Source organism: Synechococcus sp. 65AY6A5 (assembly GCF_002760415.1).
Classification (GTDB): Bacteria; Cyanobacteriota; Cyanobacteriia; order Thermostichales; family Thermostichaceae; genus Thermostichus.
Genome location: NZ_AXUW01000001.1, coordinates 1,946,970 through 1,961,700 on the forward strand (window position 1 = coordinate 1,946,970; position 14,731 = coordinate 1,961,700).

At 60.1% G+C, this 14,731-nt stretch carries 17 protein-coding genes and 1 pseudogene; 7 read left to right on the forward strand and 11 right to left on the reverse strand.

All coding sequences use genetic code 11. The features are described from left to right. Positions 1–136 (forward strand): annotated as a pseudogene (locus tag SYN65AY6A5_RS09300) (IS630 family transposase); the annotation flags it as partial. Here SYN65AY6A5_RS09300 and SYN65AY6A5_RS09305 read toward each other — a convergent pair. Beyond that, positions 121–306, reverse strand: coding sequence for a hypothetical protein (locus tag SYN65AY6A5_RS09305; RefSeq protein ID WP_099884286.1), 186 nt, complete (start codon positions 304–306; stop codon positions 121–123). The pseudogene SYN65AY6A5_RS09300 and the gene SYN65AY6A5_RS09305 sit on opposite strands and share 16 nt — an antisense overlap. A 403-nt stretch (positions 307–709) precedes the next feature. Here SYN65AY6A5_RS09305 and SYN65AY6A5_RS09310 point away from each other — a divergent pair, with 403 nt between their 5' ends. Then, positions 710–949 carry a hypothetical protein gene (locus tag SYN65AY6A5_RS09310; protein WP_011429291.1) on the forward strand — a complete coding sequence of 80 codons (240 nt, stop codon included), beginning with the start codon at positions 710–712 and terminating at the stop codon, positions 947–949. On the opposite strand, the gene SYN65AY6A5_RS09315 is transcribed toward SYN65AY6A5_RS09310, so the two are convergent. Further along, positions 946–1,773, reverse strand: coding sequence for a DUF1350 family protein (locus SYN65AY6A5_RS09315; RefSeq protein ID WP_011429290.1), 828 nt, complete (start codon positions 1,771–1,773; stop codon positions 946–948). The two genes, SYN65AY6A5_RS09310 and SYN65AY6A5_RS09315, sit on opposite strands and share 4 nt — an antisense overlap. A gap of 437 nt (positions 1,774–2,210) precedes the next feature. Between SYN65AY6A5_RS09315 and SYN65AY6A5_RS09320 the strand changes: the two genes are divergently transcribed. Next, positions 2,211–2,453 (forward strand): hypothetical protein, encoded by a 243-nt coding sequence (locus SYN65AY6A5_RS09320; RefSeq protein ID WP_041438072.1) that lies wholly within the window; start codon positions 2,211–2,213, stop codon positions 2,451–2,453. A gap of 51 nt (positions 2,454–2,504) precedes the next feature. Here the strand turns inward: SYN65AY6A5_RS09320 and SYN65AY6A5_RS09325 are convergent, their stop codons facing one another. From SYN65AY6A5_RS09325 to crtE, 4 genes are all read right to left on the reverse strand, one after another. After that, a complete protein-coding gene (locus SYN65AY6A5_RS09325; protein ID WP_099812501.1) occupies positions 2,505–3,341 on the reverse strand; it encodes a transglutaminase-like domain-containing protein in 837 nt (278 codons plus the stop codon). Positions 3,342–3,372: 31 nt separating this feature from the next. Then, positions 3,373–3,990, reverse strand: coding sequence for a hypothetical protein (locus tag SYN65AY6A5_RS09330; RefSeq protein ID WP_011429287.1), 618 nt, complete (start codon positions 3,988–3,990; stop codon positions 3,373–3,375). Positions 3,991–4,032: 42 nt separating this feature from the next. Next, positions 4,033–4,494, reverse strand: a complete 462-nt coding sequence (locus SYN65AY6A5_RS09335; RefSeq protein WP_041438070.1) for a divergent PAP2 family protein — start codon at positions 4,492–4,494, stop codon at positions 4,033–4,035. Between the two features lie 80 nt (positions 4,495–4,574). Next, positions 4,575–5,468 (reverse strand): geranylgeranyl diphosphate synthase CrtE, encoded by an 894-nt coding sequence (gene crtE, locus SYN65AY6A5_RS09340; RefSeq protein WP_011429285.1) that lies wholly within the window; start codon positions 5,466–5,468, stop codon positions 4,575–4,577. Between the two features lie 224 nt (positions 5,469–5,692). On the opposite strand from crtE, the gene hemE reads away from it, so the two are divergent. Both hemE and SYN65AY6A5_RS09350 read left to right on the forward strand, forming a co-directional pair. Then, positions 5,693–6,781 carry a uroporphyrinogen decarboxylase gene (gene hemE, locus SYN65AY6A5_RS09345; protein ID WP_099812502.1) on the forward strand — a complete coding sequence of 363 codons (1,089 nt, stop codon included), beginning with the start codon at positions 5,693–5,695 and terminating at the stop codon, positions 6,779–6,781. Between the two features lie 61 nt (positions 6,782–6,842). Continuing rightward, entirely contained in the window at positions 6,843–7,826 is a 984-nt protein-coding gene (locus tag SYN65AY6A5_RS09350) for a glycosyltransferase family 2 protein (RefSeq protein WP_206336912.1), read from the forward strand. Here SYN65AY6A5_RS09350 and SYN65AY6A5_RS09355 read toward each other — a convergent pair. Further along, the gene (locus SYN65AY6A5_RS09355) at positions 7,781–8,638 is read right to left on the reverse strand and encodes an inositol monophosphatase family protein (protein WP_011429282.1); all 858 of its coding nucleotides are present in this window, start codon (positions 8,636–8,638) and stop codon (positions 7,781–7,783) included. The two genes, SYN65AY6A5_RS09350 and SYN65AY6A5_RS09355, sit on opposite strands and share 46 nt — an antisense overlap. 130 nt (positions 8,639–8,768) lie before the next feature. Here SYN65AY6A5_RS09355 and SYN65AY6A5_RS09360 point away from each other — a divergent pair, with 130 nt between their 5' ends. Both SYN65AY6A5_RS09360 and SYN65AY6A5_RS09365 read left to right on the forward strand, forming a co-directional pair. Further along, positions 8,769–10,721 carry a serine/threonine-protein kinase gene (locus SYN65AY6A5_RS09360; RefSeq protein WP_011429281.1) on the forward strand — a complete coding sequence of 651 codons (1,953 nt, stop codon included), beginning with the start codon at positions 8,769–8,771 and terminating at the stop codon, positions 10,719–10,721. A 317-nt stretch (positions 10,722–11,038) separates the two neighbouring features. Further along, on the forward strand, positions 11,039–11,677 hold the full coding sequence (locus SYN65AY6A5_RS09365) for a YIP1 family protein (RefSeq protein WP_240527284.1): 639 nt from the start codon (positions 11,039–11,041) through the stop codon (positions 11,675–11,677). A 38-nt stretch (positions 11,678–11,715) separates the two neighbouring features. Here SYN65AY6A5_RS09365 and SYN65AY6A5_RS09370 read toward each other — a convergent pair whose 3' ends face one another. The 4 genes from SYN65AY6A5_RS09370 to SYN65AY6A5_RS09385 form a co-directional block, all read right to left on the reverse strand. Beyond that, positions 11,716–11,943, reverse strand: a complete 228-nt coding sequence (locus tag SYN65AY6A5_RS09370; RefSeq protein ID WP_011429279.1) for a ferredoxin family protein — start codon at positions 11,941–11,943, stop codon at positions 11,716–11,718. 287 nt (positions 11,944–12,230) lie between these two features. Continuing rightward, positions 12,231–12,860, reverse strand: coding sequence for a rod shape-determining protein MreD (gene mreD, locus SYN65AY6A5_RS09375; RefSeq protein WP_099812506.1), 630 nt, complete (start codon positions 12,858–12,860; stop codon positions 12,231–12,233). Next, on the reverse strand, positions 12,847–13,590 hold the full coding sequence (mreC, locus tag SYN65AY6A5_RS09380; protein ID WP_011429277.1) for a rod shape-determining protein MreC: 744 nt from the start codon (positions 13,588–13,590) through the stop codon (positions 12,847–12,849). Before mreC ends, mreD begins: the two co-directional genes overlap by 14 nt. 60 nt (positions 13,591–13,650) lie before the next feature. Beyond that, a complete protein-coding gene (locus SYN65AY6A5_RS09385; RefSeq protein ID WP_011429276.1) occupies positions 13,651–14,679 on the reverse strand; it encodes a rod shape-determining protein in 1,029 nt (342 codons plus the stop codon). Between the last annotated feature and the right edge of the window lie 52 nt (positions 14,680–14,731).

The window sequence follows — 14,731 nt, forward strand, 5'->3', positions numbered from 1 at the left end:
GTTGAAGCATTTTATTCGGCAGCTTTGCAGAATTGGGAAATATAGCATGGAGCAGACAGTGAAGACTTCTTTACTACTGATCAATCCATCCTCCTTCCGAAGTTGGTTTGCTAAGTGCTGCTATTGTACCCCTTGAGCCCTTAACAGGCTGTAAAGGGGCAAGTTGCGCTGGTAGAGTAGGCGAGTTCTGCGGTAGATCAGTTTGCGGCGACGGTTGATCGCCCGGCTGCGCTGCTGCAAAGGAGCCTGCAGAGAACGCTGAAGTGCCAGGGATCCAGCCGCGCCGGCCAGCCTCCGCCGTACCATACCCCACCTCTCAAGCAGCAGTTAGCTCAAGTGTAAGGGATCCCCCTGCGAGCAGCCGCTGGCGGGTCGATGTATTTTGGTATCCTGCAGACAATTGGCCTGAGGAGCTAGGAGCTGCCCGGAAGCTTTCTCCTTTGCCAGATCTTGCAACAGTTGCCGGCGCTTCCCCCGAAGGGCGACAGGTGTAGGCCGCTTGAACGCCCAGCAATCTTTGCCAGCGGGATCCCTTTGGGGCCTGTAGCTTAGACAAGGCCGGCAAGGCCCCAGGGGGCCGCGCCCGCCGCTACCCCGCCGACAAGTTGCTGGCTGCAGAAGACAGAGAACTCTTTACGCTTTAACCAGGTTTTGTCAATAGCAGTTGAGCGACAGGTTCGTTACAATAGATTACAGCTTAGATTACGATATGCTGATTATCCTTGCCATTGTGATCCTACTGGGGTTCTGGGCGCTGCGCTTAATGGAACAGGCGTTTCAGCGGCAGGAGTTCTCGCGCATGTTGGCGGGAACGCTGGTGGCCGTAGCTGCCGGTGGTGTTTTAACCTGTTACTTCCTGATGAGCGATATTCTACAGATGCTGTTTCCTCTGCAGGCTCAGTCTCCCCACTCACAGGAGCTCCTCTCCGACCTAAGCTGGCTCGACTAAGCCAGTTGTGCTGCCAGCCAGGCTTGAATACTCCGGATCATTCGTTGGTTAGGAGCCAGTAAGTTTTGATAAAAAAACTGCGCGAAAGCATCGATGGGACTGAACTCCCCCCCGACCCGGAAAGGATAGCTGAAACCCAGCGGGGTTAAGTGATCCCCCTCCAGGCGTTGCCATTCAGTGTAGCCTCCGTACTTGCGGCGAAGCTGTTGATAGAGCAGCGGAATATCGTCAATATCATCCTGCTGAAACTCTACAAGCAGGTTGTTTCTAACCGGATACTGCTCCTCGATAAGGCGATTGGTTTCTGCCGGAGAAGGCTCAAACTCCAACCACAGATTCACTGGCGGTGACGAGGATCCCATCCACATCCGCCACAGAGTGCTCAGTTGCTGTTGCGGCCACGCCTGGGCCAAGGCCTGCAGCACCGGCAGCGCCCGTTCCAGTCCCGCATTGCTGTAGGCCAAGAAAATATTGCCGCGCCGCTGGGATCCCAAAGAAGGAAGGGCTAGGCAGGAGAGGATCTGCAGCTTACCGCCAAGGCTGTGGCCCAAGCCAAAGAGGGGCAACCCCATCAAACCTTTGCTCTGCAGGCTTCTATGCAAAGATTGCGCTGCTTTAAAAGCCAGTTGCGCGTGATCGATATCGGTGGTGTAGGGGGTAGCCACAACGGCCATGCCCATACGGGCCAATTCTTCCAGCAGGCGGCTGTAGAAAAATTGTGGGGCGGATCCCACAAAAGCTCCGCCTAGAAAGTGGATCACGGCACGGGGTTGGGGAGGCAGAAGAAACCAAGTCTGTCCATCCGTTTGCCAAGTCAATGTCATGGTGCTACAACCTCACCTGCGATTTGACTGGGATTTCCCACAAAACCCGCTAGCCGACAGGATCCCACTTCATCCTAATGGAGTACCAACAGACTAGTGGATCGCCCCCCGGGATCCTAGACCAAGCAACTCACTCGTGGCGCGACTGGCCCCAAAGTCGCCAAAACTGCAGCAGCTATCGGGTGAACCCATCACTCCCACCCCCTTCGCAAAAGATTGGGAAAGGCGAACCGGACAAGCCTCCCTGGGGAGCTCCCAAGCCTCGGCGAGGCCCCGTGAAAGTACCCTTGGCAGTTTCCCTTAGCATGGGCGGCCCTAGATCTTGGCCAAAATACGTGATCCTCAGGATGGCTACGTCAAGTATTTCTTGCATTCTAGGTTTATGAGCTCAGATAACAAATTCTCCGCTGAGATTGCCATCAGATTGTGAGGTTGTAATGAGCATTCGCGAGATTATCGACGAGGTCTTACGATCCTCGACCCTGACGCTGCAGCAGGAGTTTTCTATTAACAAAATCCTTCGGGAAAAAGACTACAACCTATCTGACCTGGAAGCTTTAGACGAGCTGGTAGAGGCAATTCTTCGCCAGGAGGTGAAAGCTGCTCCAGACTCTTGCAAAAGCCCCAGCGACACCCAAAGATGGCAAGGCGAGATCTCAGGTGAGATCCGTATTGCTTAGGTGGCCAGCTCTCGATTGGAGGATTTTTTCGAGCAATTGCTGCACCTGACTTTAGTCAGAGTAAGCTTCTAGCCTTTGTAGGATCTCTTGGATTAAATGCTCGTCGGGGCCGCTGAGCTCTGGGTGGAGGGTCGCCTGGTTGAGGTAGTGCCTCAGATCCTGACAGGCCTGCTGCCAACGCCCCAACTGGTAACAGAGCAAGCCCCGATCCCTCAGGTGGGGCAAGGACTCTGGGATCAATAACAAGATGCGCTCCACCGCTGCCAAGGCAAGCTCTAGCTGGGCGCGGCTCAAGTAAATCTGCTTAAGATTGTTGAGCAGCCGCACCAAGATTAGGCGAGGAGGGGTGGGGCGGAGGTGATGATCTTGTAAAGGGATCCTGGGCCCGTAGATCTGTGCCAAACGCTCTTGGCAGTCCTCGGGAAACAAAATTTCTCCCTGATGAAAGGGATCCACAAAAATCTCCGCGTCTGCAAACAGGGGCCGCACCAGAAAGTGGCCGGGCATGCCTACCCCTGCCATGGGAAAATCGATCCGCCGCGCCAGCTCTAGATAGATCAGAGAAAGAGTGATCGGGATCCCGGTGCGCCGATCGATCACCTCGTTTAAAAAGCTGTTGCGCGGGTCATAATAGTCTTCGCTGTTGCCACAAAAGCCCAGATCTTCAAAGAGATAGCGATTTAAAATCCGGATGACGCGCAGGGGGTAGCGCTCGGGAGGAAGACGCTCTTGCACTTCTGCGGCCATCTCATCCAAAGCGGCCAAATACTCTTCTACATCCAAGTCGGGATAGGCTTCTTGGGCGATCCAGAGGGCCGCTCGGCCCAGATCGATGGGATCCGCTTGAATTTCTTGGAGGAAGCGTTGGCGGGCAGCAGGAATGCTCATGGGAGGCTGGAGTGTTTGTCAACCATCTCGGCTAGAACAGCAGCGTGCAGAAGCTGGTCAACAGCAGCGTCAATGCCGTCAGAAGCAGGCTAAAGCTCCACAGCCCCACGGCGGCAAACAGGAGGAGCCCGATGACCCAGATGAGCAGAGCATTCCAGTAGGGCCGGTTGGGGGCCTTGGAAACGTTGATTTTTTGGAAGAAGGGCAGCAGGATAAACGCCACATCCAGCAGCAGCCGCGGCAGCCGCAAATCCTGGGGCAACGGCCGATCCCGCACTGCCAAGTAGAGCAGCCCCCAGCTCAACAGGAGCGGGAGCAGCAACAGGTAATTGGATTCGGCCAGCAGCGGTCGATCCACGACTAGCGGAAACAGAGGGCTGATCCCCCAGCCCAGATAGAGGTAAAAGTCGAACTTCAACAGCGGCTGCAACAGAGGGGGCAGGCCGAGGCGCTGAATGTGTTGTTGAATCCTACTCCCCTGAGCTCCGGATCTCTGGCCCCCAGATCCGCCTGTTTGAGGGGTTTGCCCTGCCGGGGTTGCCCGCCAACCGCAGTGGTCGCAGTAGGGGGACTTGTAGCGATAGGCCGGGATCGGCTTGCCACAGGCCGGGCAGCGCTGGATCGGACGAGGTTGAGAACTGGAGGCCATGACCACCCGTGATGCTCCTGCTCTAGCATGCCCCAATTGCGTTCAGTTGATTCCCAGGACAAAAGATAACGTGATACAGGCTGCCCCCAAGGCTGCTCCGGCGATCACCTGGACGGGCGTATGGCCCAGCAACTCCCTCAAGTAGGGCTCCTGGAAGCGATCTGCACCCTTCTCCTCAAACCATTCTTCCATGAGGCGGTTCAGCACCCGCGCCTGCTTGCCGGCAGCCTGACGGATCCCGGCGGCATCGTACATCACCACCAGCGCAAAGACCATCGTTGCCGCAAACAGCAGGCTGTCCCAGCCTTCCTCCAGCCCCACCCCCACCGACAAAGCCGTTACCAGCGCTGCGTGAGAGCTGGGCATCCCCCCTGTCTCCACCAAAACCCGCAGGTTGAGCTTGCCCGAACGCACATAGGCCAGGATCAGCTTGATGGCCTGGGCCAAGACACTGGCCAGCAGAGCAACCCAGAGAACGTGGTTGGCCATCAACTGCTGCAGCATAGGGCTCTCCGGCACCAGAACGCGACCAGGGTCTCCGACAGGGTGGACAGGGATCCCATCTACCTTCTTGTCCTCTTGTCTCAATGCTGGCGGCGGGTGATGAAATCGGCCAGAGCCAACAGGGGCTCGGCCTGGGATCCGTAGGGGCGCAACGCCTCCTTGGCCGATTGGATCAGTTCCTCAGCTTTCTGCCGGGAAGCCTCTAGGCCCAACAAGCTGGGGTAGGTGGCTTTGGCGGCAGCTTGATCCTTGCCTGCCGTTTTGCCCAGTTGCTCGCTGGTGGCAGTAACATCCAAAATGTCGTCCACGATCTGAAAAGCCAGGCCGATGTCCCGAGCGTAGTGGCTCAGCCGCGCCAGCAGCTCCTCATCGGCCCCTGCCAGGATCCCTCCCGAAACCACCGAGGCCTCCAGCAGAGCACCCGTCTTGTGACTGTGGATGTACTCCAAAGTTTCTAGGGAAATGGCTTTGCCTTCGGACTCCAGATCCACCACCTGGCCCCCTACCAAGCCGGTTGCCGCCACAGCATGGCCAATGCGGGCAATGACTTGCAGCACCAACTGCGGCGGCACCCCCCGCGTTTGGCTGGCGATATGCTCAAAGGCATAGGCCAGCAGGGCATCTCCTGCCAAAATGGCGATATCCTCGCCGAATACCTTGTGATTGGTGGGCTTGCCGCGGCGAAAATCGTCGTTGTCCATCGCCGGCAGATCGTCGTGGATCAGCGACATGGTGTGGATCATCTCCAGGGCGCAGGCGGTGGGCATGGCCTGCTCCACAGAGCCGCCGGCCAACTCACAGGCCGCCAGACAGAGGATCGGCCTCAGGCGTTTCCCCCCCGCCAGCAGGCTGTAGCGCATCGCCTCGTAAATGCGCTCCGGATAGGCGGGAACCAATGCCGCAGAAAGCGCCTCTTCCACCTGTTGCTGGCGTTGGCTCAAGTAGGTGTCCAGGTTGAAGGTTTGGGCAACCAAGGGAGGGCTCCTCTCAACTCAGCAACGGCGGGAAGGGGTTCTACAACAGGCCTGCAAGCTGACATTATCTCATGTCCACTCTAGGTCGGGATCCGCCTTCCTCAGCCGGTGAAAGCAAGTTGCAACCCCTAAGGAAAGGGTCAAGAGGAAGGGCCGCGAGCTTGCGCTAGCCGTCCCCCCAATGTCAGGATGCATTGAGGATCTTGAACCGGCTTGGTCTTCCCATGTCCCACTCACCTGCTCAGCTCAGCGCTTCTCCTTCCTCCGTCGGCGATGGCGACCGTCTGCTGCGGGCGGCCCGCGGGGAAGTGGTAGATCGTCCCCCCGTTTGGATGATGCGCCAGGCGGGTCGCTACATGGCGGCCTACCGCGAGCTGCAGAGCAAATACACCTTCAAGCAGCGCTGCGAGATCCCGGAGCTGGCGATTGAGATCTCGCTGCAGCCGTTTCGCGCCTTTGCCCCCGACGGCGTCATTATGTTCAGCGACATCCTCACCCCCCTCGAGGGCATGGGGATCCCCTTTGAGTTGGTGGAGCAGCAGGGGCCGATCATCGACCCGCCGATCCGCTCCCAGGCCCAAGTTGAGCAAATCCGACTGCTAGAGCCGGAAGAAAGCCTGCCCTTTATCAAGACCATCCTCAGCACTCTGCGCCGCGAGGTGGAAGGGAAGGCGACGCTGCTGGGCTTTGTCGGCTCCCCTTGGACCTTGGCCTGCTACGCCGTGGAGGGCCGCAGCTCCAAAGATTATGCCCATATCAAGAGCCTGGCCTTCACTCAGCCGCAGGTGTTGCATCAGTTGCTGAGTAAGCTGGCGGATAGCATTGCCCGCTACGTGATCTACCAGATCGAGTGCGGCGCCCAGGTGGTGCAGCTCTTCGACACCTGGGCCGGCCAGCTCAGCCCCGGCGACTACGAAACCTGGGCCTTGCCCTACCAAAAGCAAATTGTGGATCAGGTGAAAGCTCGGTGCCCGCAGGTGCCGCTCATTCTCTACATCAACGGCAGCGCTGCTTTGTTGGAGCGGGTGGGCAAAGCTGGCATCGATGTGTTCAGCCTCGATTGGATGAGCGATATGGCCGAGGCCAGGGCCCGCCTGGGATCCCTGGCGGTGCAGGGCAATCTCGACCCGATGGTGTTGCTGGGATCCCCGGAATTCATCCGGCAGCGCACCCTGGAGGTGATTCAAAAGGCGGGATCTCGCGGCCACATCATGAACCTGGGCCACGGCGTGCACCACACCACTCCGGAGGCCAATGTCCATCACTTTTTCGAGACGGTGCGCCAGGCGGCAGAGCTGCTCAAAGCTCTCTAGCCGTATGGAAAAACCCCTTGACTTTAGGGGTAGGGTTTGCCTTACGAGCCAGGGATCCCCGGTGTACATCAGCGTCATCATCCCCACCTACAACCGCCGTCCCATCTTGCAGAAATGTCTGCAGGCCTTGGCGCAGCAGCAGCCTGGCCCCTACGACGGCTACGAGGTGGTGGTGGTGGACGACGGCTCCACCGATGGCACGCTGGAATGGCTGCAGAGCCAGCCGCCAGATTTGCCGCCGATCAGGCTTTTGTGCCAAGAACACCGCGGCCCTGCTGCCGCCCGCAACCTGGGGTTTCGCCACGCCCAGGGATCCATCATTGTCTTTATCGACAGCGACCTGGTGGTGGTGGAGCACTTTTTGGCCGCTCATGCCCAGATGCTGCGGCGACACGGGGTTACCGGCAATCCCGACTCGCCCCACGAGGCCAAGGTCTTCACCTACGGGCGGGTAATCAACACCTGCAATTTTCGGGATCCCTGCTCCGAGCCCTTCAAGCCCACCGATTTTTCGGCAGCCTTCTTTGCCACCGGCAACGTGGCCATTGCCCGCCATTGGCTGGAGCGGGCTTGTGAAACCCCTGCCGGCCCCTTTGACGAGCGGTTTCACCTCTACGGCTGGGAAGACCTGGAGCTGGGGGTGCGGCTAAAGCGCCTGGGCCTGCGCCTGGTCAAGTGCCCCCAAGCCACCGGCTACCATTGGCATCCGCCCTTCGAGCTGGCGCAAATCCCAGCCCTCATCGAGCGGGAGCGGCAGCGGGGCCGCATGGGCATCCTCTTTTACCAAAAGCACCCCACCTGGGCCGTGCGCCTGATGATCCAACTGACGCCTCTGCATCAATGCCTGTGGGGCCTTCTGTCGCTGGGGGGGTGGCTGAACGAGAAGCGCTTAGAGCCGCTGCTGCGCTGGTTGATCCGGCAGGGCCGCTCGCAGTTGGCCTTGGAGCTGTGTCGGGTTTTCTTCCTCAACTGGTACAACGTCCAGGCGGTTTACGAGAGCTACAGAGCGATAAAAGCCCGAAACACGGGGATCCACCTGTTCTGAGCGCTCACCAGCGTCGGATAGGTCAGCCGACCATAGTCCTTGCCGGGGAGCAAGGGCGTTCCGGGATCCGGGTCGGCAGGGCCAAGGGGTTCCCAAACGGCGCCGGCCCCCTTGACAATGGCCCACACCGCCGCCACATCCCAGATCTTGGGCGAGCGTTCTACCGCCCCCAAAAGGCTGCCGCCGGCCACCGCCAGCAGGTTGTAGGCAGCGCCGCCCAGCATGCGGGCTTTGCAGGGAAATTGCGGGCTAATCCAGTGGCTGCTGCGGGAGCAAAAATTAAACAGTTGGTTGGGTCCGGGTGGGGCGGTGCTGGGGCCAATGGGCTGAGGACGGACGGGATCCCGGTCGTGGCGGATGAGAAAAGCTCCTGCCGGCGCGTCGTCGGGAAACTGAGGCCAGTAGCCGTAGAAAGTCTGGCGGATGGGGGGCAGATGCACACAGCCAAACACAGGCACACCCCAGTGCAACAGCGCCAGCGAGCTGCCCCAGATGGGGATCCCGTGGGCAAAATTGGTGGTGCCATCCAGGGGATCCACCACCCAGCACCACTCTTTCTCCAGGAAAATGTGGTTGGACTCCTCGCTCAGGCAGCCGTGATCCGGGTAGGCCGCGGCAATTGCCTCCTGAAAGGCGCGATCCGCCCATTGGTCAGAAGCGGTCACCAAGCTGCCGTCCGCTTTTTCCGTAGAGGAGGCCTGGCCAAAGTCTGCCAAGAGCTGCGCTCCGACCTTTGCCGTGGCCTGCAGGGCAAACTCGGTAACCTCCAGCCAGAAGGGCGGGAGAGAAGCGGTTTCAGGAGAAGCACCCATGCCCCAATCCTAGCGGGATCCCTGACTTCTGGGGCGAAAAAGGGCGGATCCCTCACCCACAGGTCTTGCGCCCTCAAGCTGACTAGAATCATTTTAGGTAGACCCTCCCCTCGGCTGGCCCTCCTCCTCCATGAACCAGCGCCTAATTGGACAACTGATCGGCAACCGCTACCGACTGACCCACCACATCAGCGAGGGTGGCTACGGCAATGTGTTCGAGGCGGTGGATACCCAGTTGAATGACGAGCCGGTGGCCGTTAAGTTGTTGCGCCCGCCGCCGCCAGACATGGAGCCGGAGTATTACCAGCAACTGCAGCAGCGCTTCCTGGACGAGGCCAGGGTCAGCGCCCTGTTGGGCGAGCACCCCAACATTGTGCAGGTGCGCTCCTACGGTCTGTACCAAAACCAGCCCTACCTGGTGATGGAGTACCTGAAGGCCAAGCCTTACACGGGCCAGGGCTTGGACTATGTGTTGGCACGGGAAGGTCCCCTGCACCCAGAGCGGGTGGTGAACTTGGCTTTGCAAATTTGCTCGGCCCTGCACCACGCCCACAACTTTCACATGGATCTGGGCAAACACTCGATTCGAGGGGTCATCCACCGCGATATCAAGCCCAGCAACATCTTTGTGCAAAAAGGGCCCGATGGCAAAGAACGGGTCAAGCTCCTGGACTTTGGCATTTCCAAACTCATGGGGGAAACCTCTCGTGGCCTGACGCAAACCGGGTATTTTTTGGGCACGATGGTCTATGCCTCGCCGGAGCAGATGCGGGGAGAGAAGCTGGATGGCCGCTCCGACATCTATTCCCTGGGGGTGGTTTTGTACGAGCTGTTAACCGGTGCGTTGCCCTTCGAGCCAGAGACCGACACCCTGCAGGGCTGGTACCACGTCCACAACTTTCAAAAGCCCCGCCCTTTTCAAGACCATCCGCTGCCCCACCCCATCCCTGAGGCCCTAGAAAAGGTGGTGCTGCGTTGCTTGGAGAAAGACCCTGCCCTTCGCCCGGCCACCATGGAGGAGCTGGCCCAGCAGCTCCGAGCCGTCTATGGGGACAAGATCCCGCCTCCCCCTCAAAAGGCTCCTCTGCAGCGGATCCCTGCCGGCTTTGGCCAGCAAGCCACCCAGCAGAGCCGAGCCGCCCCTGTTTCGGAAGCTGAGGAAGAAGAGCTGCAGCGGGCGGTGCGTTTGATCGAGGCAGGCGAATACAAAATGGCTGTCCACCTGCTTAACAAGCTGATCCAGAGTGCCCCCAACGAAGCCCGCTACTACCTATACCGCGGCCTGGCCCACCAGCGGCAGGGCCATTGGGGCCTTGCCCAGATGGACTATCAAGGAGTGCTGCGGCTGGAGCCGGGTAACCCCTCGGCAGAACAGGGGCTGCGCGAGGTCGAACAGCAGGTCGGCCAGGAACAGGTTAGCCCCCACCAGAAGCCCACCCTCCCCACCTCAGGCAAGCCCCGCCAGCGCAAAGGATTGGCCCTGGGCTGGCTCCTGGCCAATTGGGCGGCGGCTGGGATCGGCTATCTGGGGCTGGGGGCGGCAGCTCCCCTGCTGGCTGCTTTGGGTTCGCTCCAAGGAGCGGTGGCCGGGGCCGGCCTGGGCTTGGGGATGGGGCTACTCCAGTGGGCGGTATTGCGGCGGCAGGTCTCTTGGCGGTGGGTGGCGGCCACGCTGCTGGCCACGGCTTTGGGTTGGGTAGCAGCAGATACCCTGGAGGCGGGGATGGCAACCTTCGCTTTCGATCCCAGGGATCCCTGGCTGCAGAACGCCTTGCAGGCGATGGCCAGCCCGCTGCGTGGCTTGCTGGTGGGGCTTGGCGTCGGTGGATTGCAAGGGATCCTCCTGTCCCGGCATGGGAAAGTTGCCTGGGCCTGGGTCTTGGCGGCAGGGGTAGAAGGAGGAGGGGCAGCTCTGCTCATCCATTGGCTGTTGGCCGGCTCTGCCTTGAGCCGTTGGCTGCTGCTCCTTGCCGGGCTGCTGGCTCACACCCGTCCCCTCAGCGCCCTGGTGCTTGCTAACTTAAATTGGCGCCGCATCCCTGCCGTTCAAAATTGCCAACAGGCCAAACAACAGGCCGCCTAACCCCCATCCCACAACCACCTCAGCTCCCCTCAAAACTTGCCTGACGAGGGATCCCGTGCAGCCATTAAGAGCAAGAAGGCCCTCCAGCGAGAGCCTTCTTGAGGATCCTATTGCGCCGTTTTACCGTGGTTTTCGACCTGGAAAAGCCAGTGTAGGACATCGGGGATGACTATCGATAGTTTCCAAATCGAGTTTGGCTTACTGCTCTCACATCCACACCCGTCCTAATTGTCGAAGGGTATCGATCGCAAAAACGTAACGGCAGTCACCAACGCCTCAGAATCCTTAGCCCATCATACCGCATCTGCGGGCCGTGCTTGTCAAGTGCTCATCAGGGCTTTGCCAAGGACGGGATCGGCATTTGCTTGGCTTTGGAGGAGCCCTCTTGTCGTTGGGCTAGGATAGGAGGGCAGACCGACTTTTTGCCGGCCATGCTCGACTCTTTGTTGGATAACATTTACGGCGCTTGGTTTCTGCCGGAGCCCACCTTTCGCTCGCTGCGGCAACAGCCTGTTCTCTGGCAAGCTTTTGGGGTGGTGGCGCTGCTGAACATTCTCGAGGCTGTGCGTCGTTTCGGGGTAAACCTGCCGAGCATGGTGCTGGCGCTGCTGGCAGGCTTCCTGGGATGGGTAAGCCTGGCGGCCCTGCTGCAGGCGCTGGCCTTTTGTTTTGGGCGGGCTGCCCCTTCTTTTGCGTCGCTCCTCTGCCTGACGGGCTTTGCTGGCCTGCCCTGGCTGCTGCTGGGACCTGCCCAATCCTTGGGCGGAGTGGCCGGATCCCTGTTGGGGTTCGTGGCGCTGTTGTGGTTTGTGGTTTGGCAGGTGCGGGCGGCAGCGGTGGCGCTGGATCTGGAGTGGTGGCGCCTGGCGGGTCTGATCCCGTTGGCCTTCCTGGGCGGGCTCCTGTCCTTGAACTGGTTGACCAGCGCCGTTGTGGCTTTGGCTTCTCTGGGCTGAAAGGCAATTGCAAAATTGGGAAGAAGCAGCCCGCCGGGCTAGTTGGGCACTCGCTGCAGGTGCGGTTTTTCCTCCGGCAGGATCGCCCCTTCCACAGGGCAAACCTGAAGACAGATGCCACAGTCAATACAGGTGGCAAAGTCGATCCAGAAGTAGTCGGTGCCTTTGGCATTTTTGCCGTCCCCAGGGTGAATGCAGGCGACGGGGCAGGCCTCCACACAGTCGGCAACGCCTTCACAAATATCGGTGACGATGGTATGAGGCATGGATCCCTCTCCCTCAATCGAGTCAACCTCAACACCTTCCCATCCGCTTGGCCCAGAGTCTGTTGGCCCGTTGGCAGTGGGTGGCAGAGGGCTTTGTCATTTTAGGCGAAAACGGATCCCTCTGAGAGCGACCCCAAGCCCTCACCCCCCGTTCCTCTCCTAGGGAGAGAGGAAATGGGGCAAGGAACCGTTTTGCCGCCGTTGGGAGCAGTAGCTGTGCAACCGATGTCCCATCGCGCCCGGCAGCGGCTGTGGGGAATGCAGATCACTGGCGGCAGAACCTGCAGCTAGGTCTCTCTCAAATCCCGCTCTTGAGATTGCCACCAACGGCTGAGGGGCCAATAGAGAGCGGGGGCCCACAGGCTGCTTAAAATGGCCGACGTGAGGGCATTGCGCTGATGGTTCCACCAGATGCTCTCCAGAGAACGGGGGCCATCGCCGCCAATGGCGCCGGCGGCGGGCGAGGAGTTTGCCAACCCATCCAACCAAGTTGCCATTTCCGCCGGCTCGAGGCCAGCGGATCCCTGAGAGGCCGTCAGCCACATCCATTGCAGCGCCATCAGCGTCTCGGCAATCACCACCATGCCGAAGACGATCAAAGCCACGGAGATGAAGTCCTCTTGCATGTAGCGCTGCTTCTGCAACTTGGCCGTGAGGATCCCGACCACCGCCAACCCCAGGGCATGGGTAGGATAAGGGTTGGTCAGGGCATCCTGCAGAAAACCCAATGTGATCCCGGCAACAGCCCCCTGCCAAGCCTTGCGCCGCACGCTCCAGCACACCACCCAGATCAGGGGCCAATCGGGGGTTAGGCCCGCCAGCTCCAAGCCCGGCCCCCGCCACCAAGGGGCCACCACCGCCAACAGCCCTGACAAGGCGGTGACCAGCCAATTGAGGCGAGACTTAAGGTTGAGCATAGCGGTAAATCAAGGCCCACTCCAAGAGGCCCAGGGGCGCCGACAATTCGACTGTGGCTTGTGGGGCAGGGCTGGCATCCAGGTTGATGGCTCGAACCGTTCCCACCACAACCCCCGCCGGGTAGAAGCTGCTCAGGCCCGAAGTTACCACCACATCCCCCACTTCCACTTTGGGATCCTTATCGAAAAAATCCAAGATGGCGTTCTGGGTGCCGGTGCCCCGCAAGATGCCCATGTGCCGGCTGCGGCTGAGCATCACCCCGACACGGCTGGTGGGATCGCTAATAAGCAGCACGCGGCTGGTGTTGGGGGTTACCGCCTCAACCCGCCCGACCAATCCCCCCGGTGCCATAACCACATCTCCTACCCTGACCCCATGCTGGCTGCCGCGGCTGAGGGTGAGCTGTTGCCACCAGTGATCGGCGCTGCGGCCCACCACCGCCGCCGGGATCCCTGCTTGGGGCATTTGCTCGGTAAATTGCAGCAGGCGCTTCAGCTCGCGGTTTTGGTGCCGCAGCTCGGCCACCAGGGCCTGTAGCTCGCGGGTGGCGGCCTGGCTAAGTACGGCGTCAGGATCCACAGGTGGACGGATGGGTGCGGTAAGCCAACTGTACAGCTCCACCAGCAGGGATCCCTGGGTCTGGCGCAAAGCCCACGCCCCTCCTATCGCCGAAGCAGACAGGAGCAACCCCAAACCATAACGCATCCACCACTGGTGTAGCCGATTCAAGCAATACCTCTCTAACCCACTCGACTCACACCTCGAATCAGGGATTCAGAGGAAACTCCTCTAACCCTTGAAGCTGCCGCTCAACACTCGACCCAAGGTTTTGAAATCCTCCAAAACCCGCCCTGTACCGAGCACCACACAACTGAGGGGATCCGGGGCAATGTGAACCAGGATCCCGGTCTCATGGCTGATCAGGGCGTCTAGCCCCTTGAGCAACGCCCCCCCTCCCGCCAACATAATGCCGCGGTCGATGATGTCTGCCGCCAATTCCGGCGGCGTGCGCTCCAGGGTGCGCTTGATGGCCTCCACAATGACCGAGAGGGGCTCGGCCATGCTCTCACGGATCTCAGTGCTCTTCACCGTTACAGTGCGGGGCAAACCCGAAAGCAAATGCAGCCCCCGCACTTCCATGGTCATCTCCTCTTGAGTTGGGTAGGCAGAGCCGATTTGAATTTTAATCTCTTCGGCAGTGCGCTCCCCGATGGTGAGATTGTGAACTTTTTTCATGTACTGAATGATGGCCTCGCTCAGCTCGTCTCCTGCCACCCGCACCGACTCGCTGAGGACGATCCCTTGCAAGCTGAGGACGGCCACCTCGGTGGTGCCGCCGCCGATGTCGATGATCATGTTCCCGGTGGGCTCTTGCACCGGCAGCCCCGCGCCGATGGCTGCTGCCACCGGCTCATCCACCAAATACACCTCCCGCGAGCCGGCTTGCAGGGCCGCTTCCATCACTGCCCGTCGCTCTACGCCGGTCACCCCACTTGGGATCCCGATGACGATGCGCGGGGCGATCAAGTAACGACCTCCATGCACCCGCTGGATGAAGTGCTTCAGCATCATCTCCGCCGTGTCGAAGTCGGCGATCACCCCATCCCGCAGAGGACGCACAGCCACGATGTTGCCCGGGGTACGGCCCAACATTTTTTTGGCATCTTCCCCCACGGCCAGCGGTTGTTTGGTGTTTTGGTCGATGGCGACGACAGAGGGCTCCTGTAGGACAATGCCGCGGCCAGCCACATAGACTAGGGTGTTGGCCGTGCCCAGATCGATGCCCATGTCACGGGAAAATCGGCTGAATAGCCCCACGGTAGGTTGCTCCAGTTTTTATTCGTGAAGAAAGAGCAGCAAGTCTCGCTAC